Annotated in this window: 19 protein-coding genes and 1 pseudogene; 11 read left to right on the top strand and 9 right to left on the bottom strand. The window is 65.1% G+C overall.

Going from position 1 to position 21,083, the window contains the following annotated elements; translation table 11 throughout:
* Nucleotide 1 precedes the first annotated feature (1 nt).
* Nucleotides 2–583 carry an OsmC family protein gene (locus ACSMXN_RS07815; protein WP_022911283.1) on the bottom strand — a complete coding sequence of 194 codons (582 nt, stop codon included), beginning with the start codon at nucleotides 581–583 and terminating at the stop codon, nucleotides 2–4.
* A 202-nt stretch (nucleotides 584–785) separates the two neighbouring features.
* Between ACSMXN_RS07815 and ACSMXN_RS07810 the strand changes: the two genes are divergently transcribed.
* Together ACSMXN_RS07810 and ACSMXN_RS07805 are read left to right on the top strand one after the other, a co-directional pair.
* Nucleotides 786–1,559 (top strand): PIG-L family deacetylase, encoded by a 774-nt coding sequence (locus ACSMXN_RS07810; RefSeq protein WP_196811110.1) that lies wholly within the window; start codon nucleotides 786–788, stop codon nucleotides 1,557–1,559.
* A gap of 51 nt (nucleotides 1,560–1,610) precedes the next feature.
* A pseudogene (locus tag ACSMXN_RS07805) lies at nucleotides 1,611–2,120 on the top strand (SRPBCC family protein); the annotation flags it as partial.
* Between the two features lie 44 nt (nucleotides 2,121–2,164).
* Here the strand turns inward: ACSMXN_RS07805 and ACSMXN_RS07800 are convergent.
* Nucleotides 2,165–3,286, bottom strand: coding sequence for a hypothetical protein (locus tag ACSMXN_RS07800; protein WP_022911280.1), 1,122 nt, complete (start codon nucleotides 3,284–3,286; stop codon nucleotides 2,165–2,167).
* Entirely contained in the window at nucleotides 3,283–3,819 is a 537-nt protein-coding gene (locus ACSMXN_RS07795) for a UGSC family (seleno)protein (RefSeq protein WP_022911279.1), read from the bottom strand. Before ACSMXN_RS07795 ends, ACSMXN_RS07800 begins: the two co-directional genes overlap by 4 nt.
* Nucleotides 3,820–4,084: 265 nt before the next feature.
* On the opposite strand from ACSMXN_RS07795, the gene ACSMXN_RS07790 reads away from it, so the two are divergent.
* Nucleotides 4,085–4,738, top strand: coding sequence for an HNH endonuclease signature motif containing protein (locus tag ACSMXN_RS07790; protein ID WP_155958193.1), 654 nt, complete (start codon nucleotides 4,085–4,087; stop codon nucleotides 4,736–4,738).
* Between the two features lie 74 nt (nucleotides 4,739–4,812).
* On the opposite strand, the gene ACSMXN_RS07785 is transcribed toward ACSMXN_RS07790, so the two are convergent.
* Nucleotides 4,813–7,914, bottom strand: coding sequence for a DUF3427 domain-containing protein (locus ACSMXN_RS07785; protein ID WP_027138928.1), 3,102 nt, complete (start codon nucleotides 7,912–7,914; stop codon nucleotides 4,813–4,815).
* Between the two features lie 109 nt (nucleotides 7,915–8,023).
* The gene (locus ACSMXN_RS07780) at nucleotides 8,024–8,755 is read right to left on the bottom strand and encodes an NAD-dependent epimerase/dehydratase family protein (RefSeq protein ID WP_027138927.1); all 732 of its coding nucleotides are present in this window, start codon (nucleotides 8,753–8,755) and stop codon (nucleotides 8,024–8,026) included.
* A 100-nt stretch (nucleotides 8,756–8,855) separates the two neighbouring features.
* Between ACSMXN_RS07780 and ACSMXN_RS07775 the strand changes: the two genes are divergently transcribed.
* Entirely contained in the window at nucleotides 8,856–9,347 is a 492-nt protein-coding gene (locus tag ACSMXN_RS07775; protein WP_022911274.1) for an RrF2 family transcriptional regulator, read from the top strand.
* Nucleotides 9,348–9,392: 45 nt separating this feature from the next.
* Here ACSMXN_RS07775 and ACSMXN_RS07770 read toward each other — a convergent pair whose 3' ends face one another.
* Entirely contained in the window at nucleotides 9,393–9,659 is a 267-nt protein-coding gene (locus ACSMXN_RS07770; RefSeq protein ID WP_022911273.1) for a helix-turn-helix domain-containing protein, read from the bottom strand.
* Between the two features lie 97 nt (nucleotides 9,660–9,756).
* On the opposite strand from ACSMXN_RS07770, the gene map reads away from it, so the two are divergent.
* The 3 genes from map (at nucleotide 9,757) to ACSMXN_RS07755 (ending at nucleotide 12,640) form a co-directional block, all read left to right on the top strand.
* Nucleotides 9,757–10,581 (top strand): type I methionyl aminopeptidase, encoded by an 825-nt coding sequence (gene map / locus ACSMXN_RS07765; protein WP_022911272.1) that lies wholly within the window; start codon nucleotides 9,757–9,759, stop codon nucleotides 10,579–10,581.
* Nucleotides 10,582–10,643: 62 nt separating this feature from the next.
* Nucleotides 10,644–12,023 carry an MFS transporter gene (locus tag ACSMXN_RS07760; protein WP_022911271.1) on the top strand — a complete coding sequence of 460 codons (1,380 nt, stop codon included), beginning with the start codon at nucleotides 10,644–10,646 and terminating at the stop codon, nucleotides 12,021–12,023.
* Nucleotides 12,020–12,640, top strand: coding sequence for a hypothetical protein (locus ACSMXN_RS07755; RefSeq protein ID WP_022911270.1), 621 nt, complete (start codon nucleotides 12,020–12,022; stop codon nucleotides 12,638–12,640). Before ACSMXN_RS07760 ends, ACSMXN_RS07755 begins: the two co-directional genes overlap by 4 nt.
* Before the next feature lie 30 nt (nucleotides 12,641–12,670).
* Here the strand turns inward: ACSMXN_RS07755 and ACSMXN_RS07750 are convergent, their stop codons facing one another.
* Both ACSMXN_RS07750 and ACSMXN_RS07745 read right to left on the bottom strand, forming a co-directional pair.
* The gene (locus ACSMXN_RS07750) at nucleotides 12,671–16,084 is read right to left on the bottom strand and encodes a hypothetical protein (RefSeq protein WP_022911269.1); all 3,414 of its coding nucleotides are present in this window, start codon (nucleotides 16,082–16,084) and stop codon (nucleotides 12,671–12,673) included.
* A 139-nt stretch (nucleotides 16,085–16,223) separates the two neighbouring features.
* Nucleotides 16,224–16,643: a MarR family transcriptional regulator gene (locus ACSMXN_RS07745; protein WP_022911268.1), complete on the bottom strand. Its 420-nt coding sequence runs from the start codon at nucleotides 16,641–16,643 to the stop codon at nucleotides 16,224–16,226.
* A gap of 85 nt (nucleotides 16,644–16,728) precedes the next feature.
* Here ACSMXN_RS07745 and ACSMXN_RS07740 point away from each other — a divergent pair, with 85 nt between their 5' ends.
* Nucleotides 16,729–17,124: a hypothetical protein gene (locus tag ACSMXN_RS07740; RefSeq protein ID WP_022911267.1), complete on the top strand. Its 396-nt coding sequence runs from the start codon at nucleotides 16,729–16,731 to the stop codon at nucleotides 17,122–17,124.
* Between the two features lie 349 nt (nucleotides 17,125–17,473).
* Here ACSMXN_RS07740 and ACSMXN_RS07735 read toward each other — a convergent pair whose 3' ends face one another.
* Entirely contained in the window at nucleotides 17,474–19,141 is a 1,668-nt protein-coding gene (locus ACSMXN_RS07735) for a peroxidase family protein (protein WP_022911266.1), read from the bottom strand.
* Nucleotides 19,142–19,328: 187 nt separating this feature from the next.
* On the opposite strand from ACSMXN_RS07735, the gene ACSMXN_RS07730 reads away from it, so the two are divergent.
* The 3 genes from ACSMXN_RS07730 to ACSMXN_RS07720 are packed head-to-tail and all read left to right on the top strand — an operon-like array spanning nucleotide 19,329 to nucleotide 21,076.
* Nucleotides 19,329–20,204: a TIGR03560 family F420-dependent LLM class oxidoreductase gene (locus tag ACSMXN_RS07730; RefSeq protein ID WP_022911265.1), complete on the top strand. Its 876-nt coding sequence runs from the start codon at nucleotides 19,329–19,331 to the stop codon at nucleotides 20,202–20,204.
* A complete protein-coding gene (locus ACSMXN_RS07725; protein WP_022911264.1) occupies nucleotides 20,205–20,699 on the top strand; it encodes a MarR family winged helix-turn-helix transcriptional regulator in 495 nt (164 codons plus the stop codon). It abuts the gene before it with no gap.
* Nucleotides 20,696–21,076 (top strand): VOC family protein, encoded by a 381-nt coding sequence (locus ACSMXN_RS07720; protein WP_022911263.1) that lies wholly within the window; start codon nucleotides 20,696–20,698, stop codon nucleotides 21,074–21,076. The genes ACSMXN_RS07725 and ACSMXN_RS07720 overlap by 4 nt, the downstream gene beginning before the upstream one ends.
* Nucleotides 21,077–21,083 lie beyond the last annotated feature (7 nt).

The following is a 21,083-nucleotide window of genomic DNA, read 5'->3' as shown; positions in this document are numbered from 1 at the left end:
CTCAGGCCGCGGACGGTGTGGTCACGTCGACGACTACGTCGGTGCCGTTTACCAATACGTCGTAGACAGCGGAGCGTCGACGAGACTGTTCGACAATGCCGGCGAGTACTTCGGGTGTCGCATCGCCCTCGATCTCGAAGTGGACCCGAAGCTGGCGATAACCATTGCGAACCTCATCGGACAGGCCAAGGATGCCGAGCAGATCGATATCTCCCTCGACCGTTGAGGTAACGCTGTGCAGCGTGATGCCGCGGGCGGCAGCGATGTTGCCGATGCCGGAGGTGAGGCAGGCAGCAATCGCGTGCAAGAGTGCCTCGACAGCGGTTGCTCCGTTGCCGGTTCCGACCAAGACCGCGGGGTGGTCAGCATCGAAGACGAAAGGCTCGGTGCGACTGACGTCCTCCTGCCCGGCCCCATAGAACCCCTGAATCATGGTGCGGCTTTGGGTTCCGCTGATCCATTGATTCCTGGCCCGAAACTGAAATTGTGCGATCTCGGGTTGCCCCTTGACGGCATCGAGGGTGGCGAACAACGCGGCTACGTCGACGCCATTGTTCGGGCGTCCGGTTTGGGTGCTGGTCATGCTGATCTCCTTGATCGATTGGTGTGGTCGAGCGTTGATTGGTTGCCGTCCGATTGCTCGATTTGTGATCGCTTGTCTGGACGACGGGAACGACGCTAAGCACGACGCCTTCCCTGGACCTTCCCTCGCCGGAGACGTCGCGGAAGCCGTCGTGAGGAGCGTGGAGAAGGGCCGGGGAAGGCCAGGCATCGATGCTGGCTGCATGACTGAATCACTAATCAACCACGCATCAAGCCGAATCCGGCACTACGACCAAATCGGCGTTCTACTCGGAGTTTGGGCCCATCCCGACGACGAGGCCTACCTGAGCGCCGGCCTGATGGCCCAGGTCCGTGAGGCCGGCCATCGGGTCGTCGTGGCGACAGCCACCAAGGGCGAACTGGGCACCCAAGACCCAGAGTCGTTCCCGCCCGAGCGACTCGCAGCGATCCGCGAACGCGAGATTGCGGCGAGTCTTGCCAGCTTGGCGGTCAGCGAACATCACTGGCTGAGCCATCACGACGGCGCGCTCGCTGACGTGCCAGCAGCTCGCGGCGTCCGGCAGGTGCGCCGACTTATCGAGCAGGTCCAACCGGACACGATCGTCACCTTCGGACCTGACGGACTGACCGGGCATTCCGACCACAAGGCGATATCCCGCTGGGTCACCTCCGCATGGGCGCAAACCGGGCGGCGGGCTCGACTCTGGTACGCCACCCTCACCCCCGAGTTCCACCAGGAATGGTCGGAGGTCAACGACGCAGTCGGATTCTGGATGGACGGGGCCTGCCCGCCCTCAGATCGGGCCTCTGACGCCGCCTTCGCCGTCCATTGCGACCAGCCGACCCTCGACCGGAAATATGCGGCTCTGCAAGCACATGCGTCGCAGACCGCGAGCTTGATCGACTACCTCGGGCCCGATCAGTACCGACGTTGGTGGGCGACCGAGACCTTCATCGACGCCCGCCAACGTGTCACCGCCGCGGCTGCCGCCTGAGGATGACCAGCCACGCCACCCGGAAAGCCAGCTATTCCAGAGGAAATCGTTATGTTGAACCATCACTACGTCCAGGCCGCCCTTGCGGCCGATAGGCAAGCCACGTTACGGGCCGAAGCTCGTGCGGCTTCCCTGGCCGGGCAGGCCCGCCGTGACCGACGGGCGGCCAGAATCATGCGGGCCGCGTTTCGAGGAACCGAGTCGATTGACCTCGCCGCTTCGGCGCACGATGTGTTTGATCTGCTCGTCGACCTCGACCGTCTGCCGGTATGGAACGCCCACATCCATCACGTCATCGAGCGTGCCGAGCACCCACTCTGCGTCGGCAACGAGTGGGTGATCCAGATGCGAGCGATGGGACGACGGTGGCCGGCGCGGTCGCAGGCCACGGTAGTCGACCCCGTCGCGCTGAGGTTCGAGCACCGATCACGAACCGACGACGGGAATCCCTCGTACGCCGACTGGGTCTGGCAGGTCGTCAGCCGAGGCTGCGGCTCCACGTTGACCGTGACCTGGGCGGCCTATCCCCGGTCGTTCTGGCGACAGCTGCTGTTCGCACGCGTCCGGCGACCGGTGCTCGCGAACGAGGTACGCGCGTCTCTTACTCAGATCGACGCTGCGCTGGGTGCCGAGCCCGTCTCCGCGATCGGCACCGTGATCGGCCCACTCCAGGAAAGCGTAGGGATGATCAGCGAGTGCCAGCCGGCGACGCCACCGGCGATCACGACACTCACCCGCCCTTCCGGTTTGCCAGGTATCACTGGAGATTCATCGGGATCCCGGCCTCGATTGATCAGCTCGATCTTCTCCCGATGAGACACGAGTTCGATCTCGTAGTGGTCGTTGACCGCGGCCGTGAGCTCATCCTCCAGAGACTGCTTCGTCCAGCCCTCGAGCGAGAAGGCCCGTACGTGCTTGGGCGACAGCACCACGACCGGGGCCCCGGAGTCAGGTGACGGCCCGATTCTGTTGCCCCGCACGTAGTCCATACAACGCTGCAGGATCAGCAGTACCTCGCTCGCCCGCTGCGGTACCTGGTGGTAGTTGACCGGCATCGTGCCGACCGCGGGAAACAAGGTCAGCGTGCTGGCGCCGAGCGGTTGACCATGGGTCACCGACAGCGGCTCCCACGGGCTTTCTTCCTCGAATTCGGCGAACACCATCGACAGCCGCCCGGGCATGCCGTGCTGCACGTCGAACAGGCGCGGCGGTCGGGCATCGAGGGTGTTCATCATGACGAGCCGGACGGCACGCCCGATTGTGGCGTTCGCGCGCGTGGTGAGGCTCAGCATCTCGTGCGATGAGTTGATGCCCAGCTCGTGCCTGATCGCGCCGTTGACCACGAACAGCGGCGCTGCTGGGCTATTGGTGAACATGGCGGCGCCGCCCGCGGTGGCGATCGCTTCTAGCCCCGCCAGTACAACGGAAAAGTAGCTCGGATCGCAGCCCGCCAGCACCGCGTTCGCCGCGATCTGGGCATAGCTCGGCGCCGGCTGCGCCTCCCGTCCGATGAACGCCTCGCCGGTGCCGATCAACGGCCCCACAGTGTCGGGGTCTCGGCCGTCGAGCATCTTGGCCACCCGATCCGGTGTGGGCGGGATGACCGGCAACCCATCGCCCCAGCCACGGGCGAGTATTTCTTCCCACGTCTCGACAATGTCTTGACCGGACGATTTCAGCCGGGTGACACCGTCCGGGTTCAGTCCCGAAAGTTCGAGTGAGCTCACCCGATGGGCCGGGTCAACGCCGCAATGATGTCGTCGAACGTCGTCTCGGCCAGTGCCACGATCGCGTCGTCGTCCATGTCGTCGATGTAGTGCGGCAGCGTCAGAATGCGCAGTTGGGGGTAGCCCTTTGTTCGTGCGGTCGTTCGGGCCACGCCCACCAGGTCCTCGCTGATCAGGGTCACCGTTGGCACCCCGTTACTCTCCAGCTCCAGCGCGTCCATCACAGCCCACGGCGCGCAACCGCCGCACGCGCCGAAGCCGACCAGCGCCCAGTCGACGCTGCGATTGAACTCCTGCCAGGCCTGCAGCACGCGCCCGGTGCGAGGGTGGGTGCCGTCGATCCGTGCCACGCCGGCAACCTTGAACCGATTCTTCAGCAACCCCTCGAACGCCAGCGTGAAGCGGTCGTAGTTGAACCAGAACTCGCGCAGACCTACGACCAGACCGTCGGGGCTGGCTGGCCGCTCGATCAGCGAGCGCTCACTCGTGTGCTGTTTCGTCACCGGGGGGACGACCAGAAGACCTGTAGCCATGACACGCCTCGCTCACTCGGATGGGTTCCACCGCCGAGCCTAAGTCAGCCGCGAGCGTCTCGTCGAGTATCTGCGGGCTGCCGTTCGTGTTCATTCGTCACACCTGACGGGGGCCGGTGAGCTGGCGCGAGCGTTCCTCGGCCGGCACTTTTGGCGTTCGACCCGCTGCGATGGCTGAGGCAGGGCTCGGACTGGACGGTAGGCCGGACGATCACCTCGTTCACTCAGACGTCGGCCGCGTTGGTGAACGCAGAGCCGGGACCGAATGCTTCGGGTGCCTTGGTCCGCTGATCCGAGGCGGCGAGCGCGTCCAGCTGTTGCGCGGTTGATTTGCTTTTCGAATGCCGTGGTCGATAGGGAGCACGTGATCAGAACTGCACCACCCTCGACTCCCTCTCCACAAGGGCTAACTCCTCGAGCACTCGTCGGCGGTATATGCGACGCCATCTGGGCAACTGTGAGCGCCGCGCCCTGGCTTGGAGTCGTGATCGGGTTGCTGATCCTCACGAACGTCACCCGCGTTGTGCGCACAGCGATACATTCGGGTCCCAAGGATCCAATCCGCAGGTTCTCCCGCGCCGATAAGGCCGTAATCCTGTCCCGCGCGGGATATCGATGCGAGCACCACATATGGCTCACCGGCCGTTGCAAAGCCACCGAGCGGCTCGAGGCCGACCACGTACACCCGCATAGTCGTGGTGGATGGACTCGCATCTCAAACGGCCAGATTCTATGCAAGCGTCACAACCAGACTAAGCGCGCTGCTATCCCCTACAACTTTCAGCTCCGAGCACTGGAGAAACGGCGCCTCCAATACTTCCCCGCCGGCACGCCTTCAACAATCACGCGACGACCGAACCGGGGAAAGCCACAATCTGGACGATCCCAATCGGATAAGACCCTCGACAGTGATCGCTAGAAAGTTGCAAGCCGCGCGGAACGACCCGAATGGATAAGAACGAAGCTTCGCGGCACACGCCAAAGGACTTCGAGCTATGCGACGGCCGCAGCGAAGGAGGCGAATAGATCGCCCGGCAGTGGTGTTTGTAGTTTCCACGTTACGGCCATCGGCTTCTCCCCCTCGTGCCCAACGTAGGTGGCCGGTCCCAGGAACCAAAAGGCACGCTCGTCCGCCCGTGCACGCGCAAAGAGCAGGATCGATCGGCTCATCGCCAAATGGTTCTGATAACGGCGACCAGTCGGACTGTCCGCTCGCGTACCCGACTGACTCTCCCAGTGGATCAGTTCGGGCGTTATCGCGTAGTCGCGGTAGCGGGTCGTTGGGGAGAAATCGCCGCTCGTCTTGTCAAGCGTAAAGGCCAAGAGGTCGGCACCCGACACCTTCGAGTCGTAGACGCCCTCGCGCCATTGCGGCGTCTTGGCGCCTGATCCCTCGCCAGCCGCGGCTAGGATCTCGATACGCGTGTATTTCGCGTGCAGCTGAAGCGGAATCCCCGAAACGGCATCGCCATGCATGTGGTCGACACCAGTGCGCAGAACGTCGAGTAAGTCGAGCGACTCAGCGACGATTTGCGGATGCGACCACACCAGATCGACAGCATCCTGCAGGGACCCCTGCCTCCCGATGACCGAGTCAGCCAGGTTTGCCACCAACATCCTCGCCAATCGGCGCTCCACCTCGGTCATCGACTCCACGGCCGGGGCATCAGAGGACTGCAGAAAATTCGAGTAGACACCGATCCGTTGTTCATCATCGACGTGTTGCATTCGCCCGATCCCGCGCCGCAGTGCGACCTCGTGCTCACCGGACGCGGCCACGACGACCCCGGCGGCCTCCTGCAGATCAGACCAGCCGCGGTTACCGGTGTAGACGTCGCCGACGTCGAGGCCGGTCTCGGCAAGGTAGTCGGCAAGGCTGACACGTCCGCGAACGGTCGACAGGGCGCGTAGCTCGGCGACCTTAGCCGGCCATCGGGATGGGATTGCTTCTTGGATGCTGCGAAGCACGATCTCCGATGCGACGCGGTCCAGTTCCATGTGACAACCCGCCGGAAGGAACGGAAACCCGGATTCGACTGCGCGCTCCAGATCTTTGCGGGTGCCCCCGAGTAGTGCGCGGTACCGCAAATCGAATCTGAACTCTTGCCGGTGAGTGCCGACGAAGTCGAGAACCGTACAGACGGTTTTGTTGTATGCGGTCCGCAGACCACGCCCTAGTTGCTGGAGAAACAGTGTCGAGCTCTCCGTTGGCCGCAGCATCAGCACTACGTCAACGGCAGGAACGTCAACGCCTTCGTTGAAGAGATCGACAGAGAACACGACCTGGATCCGTCCGTCTGCTAGCCCGCGTAACGCATCGCGGCGCTCGCCGGCCGGCGTATCGCCCGACACGGCGACGGCAGCCACTCCGAACGCCACGAACTGTCGAGCCATGAACTCCGCATGGGCGACGCTCACGCAGAACCCGAGGCAACGCATAGTTGAGATCTCGTCGACATGGTCGTTCACCTGCTGATACACCAAACGAGCCCACGCGTCATTGGCGGTGTAGACATTGCTGAGAGCCGACACGTCATAGCCCTGGCCGCGCCGCCAGGGAACTGCTTTCAGGTCGATCCCGTCGTGGATTCCGTAGTAAGCGAAAGGCGTGAGTCGATGTTGTTCGATCGCGTCCCATAATCGGAGCTCCGCGGCGATCCGGTCATCGAACCAGTGCAGGATCGGCAAGCCGTCGGCACGCTCCGGGGTTGCGGTCAGGCCAAGTAACTCTCGCGGCGACAGGTGCTCAAGTAACGCTTGGTAGGAGGGGGCGGCAGCGTGATGAAACTCGTCGATAATGACGACGTCGAAATGGTCTGCATCGAGATGCTCCAGGTTTGCCGCGTTGAGGCTCTGAACGGACGCGAAGACGTGATCGAACGTTTCCGGACTTGATCCGCCGACCCATTTCTCTCCGAACGTGTAATCGCGCATCGCGTGCCTGAACGTGGCTCGGCTCTGATCGAGGATCTCCTCACGATGCGCGACGAACAGCAACCTCGCCCTAGGCAGGGTGCTACGAAGTCGGGCGTAGTCGATCGCAGCCATGACGGTCTTGCCCGTCCCGGTCGCTGACACCAGCAGATTGCGATGCCGGCCTTGCGCACGTGACACTGCGATTAGTTCGAGCAATCGTTCCTGGAACGGCTCGAGCCGTATCTCTAACGGACTGAATGCCTGCGACCCGGGATCGTCAGATCGCTTCTCCCGCTCAAGGGCGAGTCGGAACTCTGCCGCGTCGTACGGCTCGAAATCGCTACTTTGCCAGTAGCTCTCGAACACTGCCTCAATCTTGTCGATCACGTCCGGATTGCGGGCTCCGGATACTCGAACGTTCCATTCCATGCCGGCTATCTGCGCTGAATGGGTCAGGTTGGAGGAGCCCACGTAGGCGGTACTGAACGCCGACCGGCGGTGAAAAACCCAGGCCTTTGCGTGCAGGCGGGTGGTCGACAGGTCGTAGGAGATCCTGACCTCCGCCCCGAGATCGCTCAAAAGGTCGAGCGCCTTCCCTTCTGTTGAACCGGTGTAGGTGGTAGTCAGGACGCGCAGTCGCCGGCCCCGATTACAGTGTTCGCGCAACGCATCCGCCAGCGGAAGCAGCCCGCTGCGTCGCACAAAGGCCATCACAACGTCGATGGTGTCCGAGGACTCGATTTCGGCGAGAATTTGCCGCCCCACCCGGGGCTCCCCTGGCGCGTTCGTCAACAACGTTGTGTCCAACAGCGGAATCAACGGTCCCAACGGCATGCGCACCGATCCGTCGGGACGCCAATCGCCGATACCGTATAACGCTTCGCCCGTTGCGAGTGGAGCTCCTTCAGCCGCGTTGCTTTGGGGAATGCTTGTCCCGACCTCACTCAGCAGGCGCCGAACCACGTCGACGCCAACCGCAACCCGATCAGCGTCCGGGACCGAGTCCAGAGCTCGACGGAGCAGCCGTGCGAGGTGCTGGGCAATCCGATCCGAGGCATCCGCCGACCGCAAGCGGCGCCGGTCGATCAGCCGACCGTCGATGCGGGTGAGTCGTTCGTCCAGGGCGGCATCAAGGATGGTCTCGTACAACCCCGGGCTAAGTTCATCGGTCACGACCAGAGTGTGCCGTACGTCCCGTCTGTGACTATCTCGCACGGCCGAGGAAGAACCGGACTTGTTTCCAAACGTGGCAGCCTTTGAACTTAGAGCGAACTAGCCAAAAACGATCTCAGCCTTGTTGTTCTAGCCAGGTCTCCCAGTCCGGGCCACGCAGCAGCGCGTCCGGTCCAGGCAGCATCGACCCATTCGCCATGCTGCTCGGTGCCGCCACAGCCTCGACCGTGACGTCGGATCCGGCACGAGAGACCAGTCGACGAGCCTGGTCGACGAGTTGCTCCTGGCGCGGGCCTGCCAGCTCCACGTCACCCTGGGCGGCTCCGGTCGCGAGGTCGAGAAGCAGCCCGACGATCTCAGCGGTTGCAACTGGTTGCGTCGTTACGTCGATGATCTGAGCGACGCCGTCCTTCGTGCCCCAACCGAGCATCTGGCCTGCGAACTCGTGGAATTGCGTCGCTCGCAACACAACAACGCCTGGCGCGGCAGCCCGGGCGGCACGCTCCTGGGCGAGCTTCGCGACGTAGTAGCCGTAGTCAGGAGTGCGGTCGACACCAACGATCGAGAGCACCACGGTACGAGGTACGCCGGCAGCGGTAGCGGCGCGCCCGAGGTTGCCAGCGACGGTAGTGAAGAAGTCGGTCGCCTCTGTCTCGTCCAGCGATGGGCTCTGGGTGACGTCGACAACCGTGTCGACACCGGCGAGTGCCTCGTCGAGATTGCCCGGCACCAGCAGGTCAAACCCCGTTTGCCGGGCGATCTCGACGACCTCATGACCTTCTTTGCGCGCGAGCGCGGTGAGTTGGGAGCCGATCAGGCCGGTCGAGCCAGCGATAGCGATTTTCACGGTGTCCTCCAAGTGCCCATTGAACGCGGATAATTGATATCCGCGATTGAAGCATAAACGCGGACACTTGTCATCCGACTTCCACGTTAGGATCGGCGACATGAAGATGTCAGGCGGCGTGGAATGGGCTGTGCACTGTTGCGTCGTTCTCAGCCAGGCCAGCGAACCGGTGTCCGCGCAACGACTCGCAGAGTTCCATGGCATCTCGCGGACGTACCTGGCCAAGCATTTGCAGCAGCTCTCTCGCGCGGGCCTCGTCCACACAGTGGAGGGTCGCATCGGCGGTTACACGCTGACGCGCCCGCCTGACGAGGTGACCGTGCTCGACATCGTGCTTGCCATCGAGGGCCCGGCGCCCGCCTTTCGCTGCACCGAGATTCGCCAGAACGGGCCGCTGCCGGCCACCGGCGAAGCCTGCACCCGGCCCTGCGGCGTTGCCCGGGTGATGAAGCAAGCCGAACAGGCGTGGCGAGATTCCCTCGCAGGCGTCACCATCGCCGACCTCGCAGGCATCGTTGAGTCCGACACAGGACCCGGAACGTTCCCCGCGCTGCGCAACTGGCTCGCCGGCGAACCCGCAATCACCGACTAGCGACGGTGGATGTCCTTTGCGGACAGCGTAGTTCGCCGAAGTCTGTCAGCCGGTCGCCTGGAGGTCTGCACGGGCGAGGCAGATGTGCGCAAGGTCGTCGAGGGGCACGACGAGGACGCGAGCCAGTGCTGCAATGGTGGTAAATGCCGGGGTTGGCATCCGGCCGGTCTCGATCTTGCGCAGAGTCTCCGGTGAGATCGCCGCCGCCTGCGCCACCTCGACCAGCGTGCGTTCGCCTCGAGCTTGACGCAGATACGCACCCAGGCGCTGACCGACCACAAGTTGGGCGGGAGTGAGTGGGAGACGCACCATTCGGCCAGCCTACCTGGAGTCGGTATGAAAATACCGGCCTATCGAACTATGGTGGTATTTTCATACCGGTCATGGCAGCGGGTGGGAAGGTATTCCTGTGCTGGAACTGAAGACACCTCGAGAGATCGAAGCGATGCGGGTCACCGGCGTATTCATCGCCGAACTGCTCGACGACCTCGCCCGCCGGGCCAGGCCTGGAGTGAACCTACTCGACCTCGAACACCGCGCCCGCCGGCTGATCGCCCAGCGTGGCGCGCAGTCGTGCTACTGGGATTACGCGCCGTCATTCGGGCGAGGCCCGTTCCGTAACGTTATCTGCCTGTCGGTCAACGATGCAGTGCTGCATGGGCTGCCGCACGACTATGTGCTGCGTGACGCAGACCTACTGAGCATGGATATCGCTGTGTCGATTGATGGGTGGGCCGCCGATTCAGCGCGGAGTTTGATCGTAGGTACCGCGCGAGCTGAGGACGAGCACCTCATCGAAGCCACCGAACGTGCCTTAGCAGCGGGGATTGCCGCTGCGTTGCCCGGTAACCGGCTGGGCGATATCTCCGCGGCGATCGGCGCCGTTGCCGCCGATTACGGGTACCTAGTCAACGCCGAGTTCGGTGGCCACGGAATCGGGCGCACGATGCACGAAGACCCACACGTTTCCAATGTGGGACGGGCGGGACGTGGTCTCAAGTTGCAGCCGGGATTGACAATTGCGATCGAGCCTTGGTTCGCCCGCAGCACCGACAGAATCATCTACGACGATGACGGGTGGACCATCCGCTCCGCCGACGGATCTCGTACCGCTCACAGCGAGCACACCATCGCCATCACCGACGGCGCGCCACTCGTATTGACGCGTTCGGAACACGCGGCGGTATCCGCCGAATCAGCCGCCAATCACAGTGATTCGGTCGACCGAGACTAGCGCTCCGACTTGGTTCATGATCCGGGCCGCCGCGATGCCGGACACTAGTTAGGGTGAGACCGATGGAGACGGACTATGCGCCGCGTGACGCTGTGCGCGTGCATCGCGCGGCGGTTCCGTTGCTCGGCCTCACGGTCGGCTTCGTCCTCGCCGACTCGGCGATCGTCACGTTGGCCCTGCCCGAGATCTTGCGACGACTCGGCGGAACCGTCGGCCAGGTCGCGTGGGTGCTGATCGCGTTCAACCTCGTCCTCGCGCTGGTGGTCGTCCCCGCCGCCTGGGTCTGCACGCGAAGGGCCCCAACCCCACTCTGCGCGGCAGGTATCGCGGTGTTCGCCGCAGCCTCGGTCGCATGTGCGTCGGCCGGATCGATGGAGGTGCTGATCGGGGCTCGCTGCGTGCAGGCGCTCGGCGGAGCCTTCGCGCTCGTTGGCTGCCTTGAGCTTCTGGTGGCGGCAACGGATGAGCGCCGCGGGGTTGCCCGCTGGATCGCGGCCGGCGTCGTCGGAACTGCAGCGGGCCCGGTTGCCGGCGGCCTGCTCACCGAGGCCATTTCCTGGCAGGCGATCTTCGTCGTGCAGGTGCCGGTCGCGGTTCTTGCCGTCCCGGCCGCGCTGAGCATTCGCAGTGAAACCGTCCCGCGATCGGTGATGCATCGCCCGGCGATCGCGCCGAACGTTGCGCTCCTCCTGCTCTCAGCGGCACTGACCGCAACACTCTTCCTGCTGGTGTTGCTGTTGGTCGACGGGTGGCGCCGCTCGCCGGCGATCGCCGCCCTCACCGTTTCAGTGGTCCCAATCGCGGCTTTCGTTGCCACTCCGCTGGCGCGACGGGCTCGTGCCGGTCCGCAAGCGGAGACAGTCGCGGGTTGCCTGCTCGTCGCGGGCGGCCTGGCTGCGCTGGCGTTGCCACCGTCGGCCAATCTTGCCTGGACGATCGCCCCACAGGCTCTCATCGGGTTCGGCCTCGGCCTGACTGTGGACCGTTTGACCCTCGAGGCCTTGCGCGACCGGTTGCCGCGCGCGCTGCACGGCGGCTGGACGATCAGTGCTCGCCACGCCGGCGTCGTGCTCGGGCTGGCGATACTTACCCCTGTGTTCACTGCCGATCTGCGCGACGCCCAGGTGCCGGCCCAGGAGGCCATCACCTCGCTCGTGCTGGATGCCCCGCTGAAGACCCAAGACAAGATCGCGCTTGCCCAGTCGCTCGGCGATCAGCTGACGGCAGAACGCGGCCGGGTGCCCGACTTGCACCCCGCCTTCGCCAAGCTGGAGGTGGCACCGCAGGAGCGTCCCGCGGCGGAGCAACTCGAGCGCGACCTGAACGGTCAGATCCAACGCGCTGCGACCCGAGCGTTTCGGAACTCGTTCTTGATCGCAGCCGTGCTCGCACTGTTGGCCCTCGTGCCGATGATCCCGTTACGCCGTCGGAGAATCACATGACGCCCGCGGTGAACCTGCGCGCGGCTGCCCTCCCCCTCGCCGCGGTGGTCCTCGTCAGCGGTGTCCTCGGCGTGCAGCTGGCCAACGGCGGCGGTGACTTCGCTCCGACAAGGGCTGCCTCGCCGTGTGCCCCGCGGACTGTTACGCCGGTCTCCACCGGCATCGACGCACTCGGCGAACGGCTCGTGCTGCTCGGCCTTGACGGCGCCGCGTGCCGCCTCGGCGTGACCCGCGAGGCGCTCACGCTCCAGCTCGCCGAGCAGAAGACTCCGCCGACCGATGCTCAAGTGGACGCGTTGCGGGCAGGCCTGCTCGAAGCGGTGGATCGCATGAAGGCAGATAACACGCTGCCCCCCGCGTCCGACCTGACCGACGAAGCGCTCGACAGCACGGACCTGAACCCGATCATCAAGGCCACCATCCGCGCTCTGCCCCCTGCGGTGATCAACAGCGTCCTCAAGACCGACGACGTCCTGCGGCGCACAATCAACAACCTCGACCTACGCAAACTGCTCGCCAACCTGAACGACTCGGACGACCTCACCCGTCAGCTCAACGCCGCTGTCACCGCGGCCGTCAAGAGCTCGATCGAGGCGCGCCTGCGTGGGTTGCCCTGATCCCGCGGCATCGTGCGGTTTACCCGACAGCTACAACAGGCCGAGGCTTACCAGGACGGCGCCACCGACAACGCCGGCGCCGGTCATGACACCCGCCTTACCGAGATGCGCCCCGTCAAGCGGACCGACCGGTAGCAGCGTCGAGGCGGACATGATCAACGCCGCCACCGCCCACGACTGGGTGATCGGGGTGTGCAGCCACGCCGATTCGATGAACAGGACGAGGCTGAGCACCGCCATCGTGAGCGGGGCGGCCATCCGCAGAGCACGTTCGTTCCGCTCGGGGCCGTCCGGCTTCACGTCGCGAATCACCGGCAACGGCGCCCACGGCAGCCCTAGCGCGCCGGTCACCAGCCCGAACCCGATGCCAGGCAGCCAGGACGACTGCTTCACCGACACGCCCCGAACCCGGGCTACGGCGTAGCGGGCGGCCGTCGCCGCGCAAGCCAGAACGAGCACGCCGGCCAGGTAAGCGACGGTCTCGGTCGACCCGCTGGCGTGCCTGAGGTCGGCAAGCAGGAAGGTGACGACGGTCGCGGCTAGAGCCCACACCGCACTGGGGTTCCGGGCCAGCAGCCTGACCGACGCAAGCCGGTCGGACAGCGGGTCGAGCCACTTCTCGGCCCAGCCGGACCCGCCACGTCCCGATGCCTTCGTCAGCCCGAACCCGAGAACGACGGCCGCAAGCAGGCCGACCGAGGCGAGGGGCGCAGGTCGCGGTAGCTGCGCGAGACTCCAGTTGGGTGGCAGTGGTTCGGACAGGTCGAGCGCGGTCCGGTACACCGATGCGTCAATGGTCATCTGCTGGCGGCGGTCCTTCAGCGACGAGTCGAGGGTGTAGGCCTTGGCCAGCGCCCCCTGTGAAGCAAGTAGAGCCGTCGGGCCACGATGTGACTCCGCGACTCCGAGGTCGAACCAGCCAAGCGCGTAGCTCGCATTTGCGCCGACGGCTTGGCGCGATGCTGCAACGGCGAGATGACTGTGGTGCGCTCGGGTCAGTTCCACCGCGAGATCGTTGGCGGCCGGGAACGCGCCGGGATCATTCGCCAAGGCCTTCTGGTCGTCGCTGGTGGCATCGGCGATATCACCAGCGCGGTCTGCGATGAAGCCTGCGGTCATGAGAAAAACAGGGTCGGCCGGGTCCGAGGCGAGCGCCCTGTTTTCCAGCGCGGCTGCGGTCGACGTCTGGCCAAGTCCGAGATAGGCCAGGGCGGCATTGTTGTTCAAGACCTCCGGCCTTACGCCCGAGCCTCGCTCGACTTGTGCGGTCCAGCTCAGCGCGGTCGTGTAGTCCTCGACGGCTGCCCGCAACTGGCCGGCGCCGCGTTCGTAATCGGCCAATTGTTCACAGGCGAAGTAGGACACCGACGCAAACGCGACGGCGTCGTCCGCCCCGGTTGGCTGCGAGTTTTGGAAGGCGAATCCCTTTGTCGCCAACGCATCAAGTGGCCTCAGCACCTGCACGCCTTCGGTGGCGCGTCCGGCCGCGAGAAGGTCGGCACCACGGTCCAGCATGGCCTGGTCGACAGCCAGATCGTCGCCCGGCAGTGCGAGGCGCGATACCCGTGCGGCGATGGCGAATTGGGCGGCAGCGTCGTCATATCGACGCATGAGGTAGTCGATCTCGCCGACGCGAAGTGCGGGCGTTGCGTTCTTGTTGCCGGCGGCGGCCTCCCATCGCATTGCGACTGTTCGCGCGCCGACAAGGTTCCCTGACCACCGATACAGGTTCTGGGTGTCATCAGCGATCTGGTCAGCCGTGAAGGAGGCGCGATCCACAGGTTGGCCGGCCTCGGTCCGGGCGACCTGGAGCAATGATCCAGACGTGATGCAGCCGCCGACACCGAGGGAGGTGTTGAATTCCGCCGGCCAGCCCACTAGTGCCTGCGCACCCTGTCCGGTCGCGATCAGGTCCCGCCGCGCTGTCCACGACGCGCAATCCGGCTGTGTCGTGACGTTCACATCCGGCCGATACAACGGCAGGAACGACAGGTCCTGCACCGAGCCACCGGCGCCGCCGCCGCTGACAAGTTCGCTGTTCAGGCCCGTGACTCGGCCGTTTTCGTACGACAGCGGCAGGCTGGCGTCATCAAGCCAACCGACGGACTCCCCTACCGGAGAAGGGATGAACGCGTCGCTGTCGGGGTAGGCGTCCTTTCCGAGCCTGTCGAGGCGAAGTGCTGCGGCCTGGGCCGCACCGAAGTCGTGGGCCGCCTCGTCCGCGGTGATCAGCAATTCGAGCGACGTGTACGGCGCCGCTCCGGATTGGGCGTACGGCTGCACGACCCGAGCTGCCTCGCTTGGCTCGCCCAGCCCGATGAGCGCGCGTGAGACACCGACGGCGGCATCGCGCAGGTCGCCCAGGGCGGCGACGCGGTTGTAGGCGGTGACGGCTGAATCGAGATCTTGCCGTGCGGTAAAGGGTTCGCTGGTGAGTAGATGCGTTCCGGCGTGCAGGTAGCTGTCCGCTAGCCCGGCCGCAATACCGGCATCGTTCGGGTAGGTCGTGCTGAGCTCGCTGAAAGTCCTGGTCGCCACCCGGCCGTTCAGCACATCTTGCGCGCTCAGACCCGTCGCTCCGAGCGCGGCGGGCTGAAGGCGCAGCTGCGCCTGACCGAGCAGCCAGCCCGGCGTCGGATCGTGCGGGCAGGCCGCCTCGGTGCGCGTCGCTTCCTGATTGACCGTCGTGGCCCGGCTCAGGGGGTCCGACGAAACGAGGAGGAGTAGATCCAGTTGTGGTGCGCAGGCACCTGTCTCGCGGGCCCGATCGAGCACTCCGTAGGCGGCGGCCGCAGCGTTGAGACTGACGAACAAGTCCGGCCCCTTCGGAAAGGTGCTGCTTGGCTGAGCACTCAGCACGGTCAGCGCGGCGCCCAACGCCGTAGCGCTGGCAGCGAACTGCGCTGGCGGCGCAGCGTCGAGAACACCTTCGAGCTGCGGATACCGGTACGGATACTGGGGATACAAATACGGGTAGTCGGGGTGATCAGCCTCCCCGATGGCGCTGCTCGGCAGGTCGCGGCTGGACCGAAGCGCGGCCATGAAAGCCGAGGTTTCAACACCGAAAGCGGCTTGGACGTACGGCAGGACATCCTCGGTGGTGCGAATCTTCGCGCCGGCTGGCAACCCGACCGGCACGTCGCGAACCGTCGAGATGTCGGCGCTTCCGGAGGTGTTGACCTCAGGCTGGACGGACGTCGGCATCCGGGGAAGGCCGTGAGCCGTGACCTCCGACAGCGGGGCGAACCCCAGCATCAGGATCAGCCCGACGGCGACGAGGGCGAGCAGTCCGATGCCCACCCGCGACGGCGGGCTGGTTTCGAGCTGCGGACCGGTTTCGGGCGGCGGGCCGGGTTCGGGCGGCGGGCCCGGTTCGGACGGCGGGCCCGGTTCGGACGGCGGGCTGGGGCCATCGTCATGTGCTGACGTTGGCGCACCTGTCATCGTCGGCTCCCCTGTTCAAACCAAGGCTAGCAATGCCTCCCCGGCCCCGTCGCCGGCATTGTGCGGCCCGAAGTTTCGGTTGGCGGCCGATCAACCGAAACTTCGGGCCGCACAATGCGGTTGGCAGCGCGAGCGATCGTCATGCGTCGGCGACCTTGCGCATGAGGGCGATGAACTGGGTCCGCTCGGCCCGACTGAGCGGCGCCAAGAGACTCACCTGGGCCTCGGCCACGACCGGCTCGAGTTCGTCCAGCCTTCGGATTCCGCGCCGAGTCATGGAGATGACGTTGCGTCGCCGGTCTGACGAATCTGCCGTCCGTTCGACGTACCCGTCGTCGGCCAGCTCGTTCACCGCCGCGACCACGTCGCTGCGATCAATGCCAGTCGCCCGGCCGAGTTCGGCCTGACTCGTCGGGCCGTGCTGCTCGATAGCCGCCAGCAGCCGATAGTGGTAGCCGCGCGAGCCCGCTTGTGCGAAGCCATCAGCCAGCAACCGATGCGCGCGCAGGTACAGCTGGTTGATCAGCCAGGTGGGCTTGTCGTCGAGTCGGTTCGGCACCTTCGAATCATACTGCGAAATTCATTGGTCCGTCCAACGAGTCGGGTATATCGTTGGCAGCACCAACGATAATTGGAGGAACAAGATGATCACCTTCGGACCTGAATTGATCGGCCGAACCGAGAAAACCCTCGGTGCGCTGCTCCGGCGCAACCTCGCCGACACCGGGCTCGACGAGCAGCAGTACGTCACCCTCAAGGTCGCAAGCACCCTCACCACGTCGGAAGACCTGACCGAAGCCGTGCGCGGACGAGCGCACTTCGCGGACGCCGCGCAGATCGTCACGGGCTTGACCGACGAAGGGCTGCTGAGCGACGGACGGCTCTCGCCAGCGGGCTCGACGCTGCTCGACCAGATTCTGGCCAGCGCAGCCGCTCAGTCTCAAACGATCTGGACTGAAATACCCGAGGCCGACGTCGCTGCCACTGCGCGGGTGCTGAACACGCTTTTGGCCCGCGCCGAGGCGGTATTGGCTCACTAGCAGCAACGCACCTGGCAGTGTCTACGGATAGCGACTCGCGAGTTAGGGACGTACTGCCCTTACAGACCTACCGGCGGTGGCATAGCGTGGAAGGCGTGATATTTCGTAATGAGGATTCGTGACCCAACAGCGGTCGCCCGTGACCGATCCAGCCAGCAAATACGGGCCGACCGACATCCTCGGCGGATGTGAGTTCAGTGATTGCACGAGCAGGGCACGCTCGGCCTGCCCTAGCTGCAACGGGGAATTTTGCCGAACGCACCTCCCCCATGACGTGCACGACAAGCAGCGAGCCCGGCGGTAACGGCGAAAAGGTCCCGCGGGAGCTGGCGGGATTCGGTTCGACGGCTTACTGACCTCTGCTGATGGGGTCGACGCCGGCGAACCGTAGAAAGTCGCTGATCTGGTAGTCGCTGCCGGTGGCGCCGAGGGTCGGCTGCCAGCGGGGTCGTGCGTTGAGGTAGCTGGCCGGGTCGGCGCGGAGTAGGCCCAGGAACACTTCGGCGACGATACGACCGCCGACTGGCCCTAGGTACTGGCCGTCGTTGACGAGCTGGGCCTCGCGCAGGACGTACAGCCAGAGCGGCGTCGTAGCGTTGAGCCCGTGCCCGAAGCCTGCCAGGTCGGCGAAGTCTGCCCGGTCAAGGACCGGTACCCGCATGCGCCGGGCGACCGACTGCCCGGACGGCAGCGACCAGGTCAGGTGGCGCAGCAGGGTTCGCTGGGGCAGCGCGATCGGGCCTGGATCGCCCGGTATGTGGGCAATCGCGCTCGTCGGCAGTGCGAACAGCGGCGTCGACAGCACGGTGTCGATCACCTTGTTCGGCTTGGTCTGCGCGCTGAACGCGCCGCCGAAATCGAAGAAGGTCTGCCAGCCGATAAACCGGCGAGCCGAACGGAACCCGCCGCGCAGGTCTCCCGGGTCGGCCGCCGGGTTGTGTCCGTCCGGGACCTGCACGTGGGAGTCGAAGATGAGCCCGAAGAACGGGGCGCCGTTGTCGCCGGCGAGGTTGGCACGGTAAGACGGACGAATCATGCTGTGACCGAAGCGGTACGCCGCACCCGAGAACTCGACCGGGATGTACGGGTGCGTGCCCGGGTGATAGAACTGCGGCCCGTTGCGCAGGATGTCATCGACGAGCGGTTGGCCGACGAAGTTGGGCAGTACCCGATTGACGACGAGCCATTGGTAGTGCCAGGTCGTCAGCTGGCGGGCACGCGTGAAGGTATCGATCGGTTCGTCGCCGGCCAGCGCAGCCGTATCGACGGCGTTGTTGTGAAATCTTAAGAAGGCCGCGTGCAGGCCCGAGATGATCAGGTTCGAATCGTTTCGAGGGTCACCGATGATCGCCGAATGATCGGGTCTGCGCGGCAGGTCTTCGAACTGGCCGCCGGATTCCAGCAGGAACTTGATCGGCATCGCCGGGTCATAAAGTTCGGATTGGGTAACCGGTCCCCCGCCGTAGACCGAATCCAGATCAAACCGGGCCGATCGTGAGTTCGGCGAGCTGGACGGGTCGGTGGTCACGCCAAGCTTCGACGAGGCGTCAAAGGTGATGTCGTGATCGATGAACTGGCCGACGAACGTCATGCCGGCGGTGTCGTGAACGTTGTTGCGATTGATCAAGCTCAGCGCCGGATCGGTGATCAAGGTGACCGGACCGCCTCCGGGCCCGTACAGATTGTCCTTCGCGTCGAGCATCCCGCCCGGCTCGGCGACGGCGAGCAGCGCCCTACGCAGTTGCGCCGTGTTGTCAGCGAACGGCGGCAGATCGAAGAGACGACCGAAATTCACCGCTGGCGTGTAACCAACCGCCCCCATCGGACAGCCCGCACCTGCGTGAAGCGGCGCAGCGGCTGCCGACCCGGCCCTGGCGGTGCCGGCCAGGCCAGCGAACGCGGCCACTCCAAGCCCGGTTACCCCCGCCTGCAGGATCCGGCGACGGGTGGGGTCGACAGGCTCGGCGGCGGCATCTGACGGGCCGGCGTGGGCTGCGGGGCTGCGCGAGCGCTTCATGGGACCTGCTCTCCAGGGGATAGCCCCTGATCAGCTTCGTTGAGTGCTATGGGTTGGCGGTCTGGCGGCCGTCCGTACTCGGGATAGGAGGGTGGGCACGCTTCGCTAATACATCCGCCGAACCACGGCATCAGGCCTACCAAGAAGATTCCTTGAGATCTAATCATTAGAGATCTAACATCAGCTCATGAAGATCAGCCTGAGCATCACGAACTTCTCCTGGCCGATCCCGGCGTCTCGGATCGCCGAACGCCTTGCCGCCACGGCGCGGACCGCGGAAGAAGCCGGTCTGGACACTGTCTGGGTCGCCGATCACCTGATCCAGGCGGACCCGTCCGCCCAGCCGGACGACCCGATGCTGGAGGCATACACCACACTCGGATTCCTGGCCGGTCAAACCCGAACGATCCGACTCGGCACGATGGTGAGCGGCGCGACGTTCCGCCCGCCCGCGCTGCTGATCAAGGCCGTCACCACCCTCGATGTGCTTTCCGGCGGTCGCGCCTGGCTCGGCATCGGTGCCGGTTATGCGGGCCTCGAGACCCAGGCGATGGGTCTCGACGAACCGGACTTGACGCGGCGATTCGACACGCTGACCGACACGATCGAGATCGCAGGCCGCATGTGGGGCGGCGATCAGTCAGCCTTCCATGGTCGAATACACACCCTCGAACGACCGATCGGCAGCCCGCTGCCGGTGAGCCAGCCTCGGCCACGGCTGCTGATCGGCGGCACCGGCGAGCGTCGCACACTGCGCCTCGTCGCCGAACACGCCGATGCGTGCAACCTGTTCGACATCCCCGACGGCGGCGTCAGGGTCCGCCGACAGTTGGCCGTCCTCGCCCAGCATTGCGCTGACGTCGGGCGCCCGGTCGATGAGATCGAGAAGACGATCAGCACAGCATTGACAGCTGACGAACCGATATCTCGGTTCGTCGATCGTTGCGGTGCGCTCGGAGAATCTGGTATCGATCACGTCGTGGTGATCACCCGCGGCACCCCGTGGGCGGACGAGAGCCTGGCGACGCTCGGCGCCGCGGCTACCCAACTGCGGGCGGCCTGAATGGAGGTCATCGGCATTCCCGCTCCGCCAGGCCCGCCAACGAAGATGCCGATCGGCGTGCTGATCGCGCGGCTTGGCAAGACTCTCGACCGCGCGTTCGACGATGCGCTGGCCGCTGCAGGCGGAACCCGACCCACCTGGCTGATCCTGCTTGCCGTCAAGGCCGGCGCGGGCGCCACCCAAGCCTCGCTTGCTCGCCACGTGGGCATCTCGGGACCGACGCTGATCCATCACCTCGACCGGCTGGAGGCAACCGGATTAGTCGCCCGCACCCGGGACCCGGCGAATCGTCGTCCCTTCACCATCAGTCTCACCCCAGCGGGAGATGAGATGTTTCTGCGGCTGCGCGAGGCCGCCGTGGCCTTCGACCTACGCTTGCGCAAGGGCATTTCCGATCGCCGGATCGACGAGCTGCGCCGGCTGGCGACTGAACTGAGCGACAACGTCCTCACATTAGACACGTTTGCCCTGTCAGCGAAAGGAGAAACCACATGACAGTCCAGCTCAACCACACCATCGTGCACGTCCGCGACAAGACGATCTCGGCTCCCTTCTATACCGAAATCCTCGGCATCCCCGATGCGCAGCCGTACGGGCACTTCATGGTTGTCGCGTTACCGAACGGCGTCTCACTTGACTTTCTCGACGTGCGTACCGACATCTCAAGGCAGCATTACGCTTTTCTCGTCGACGACTCCGAGTTCGACGCGATCTTCAGCCGCATCAAGGAACGCGGGTTGGACTACTGGGCCGACCCAGGGCACCAGCGACCCCGCGCGCTCAATCACAATGACGGCGGACGAGGCGTCTACTGGTCCGACCCGGACGAGCACAGCCTCGAGATCATCACCCGGCCATACGGCAGCAACTGAAACACGG

The organism is Parajatrophihabitans canadensis (assembly GCF_053764775.1).
This window is presented reverse-complemented; position numbering and strand designations above follow the sequence as displayed.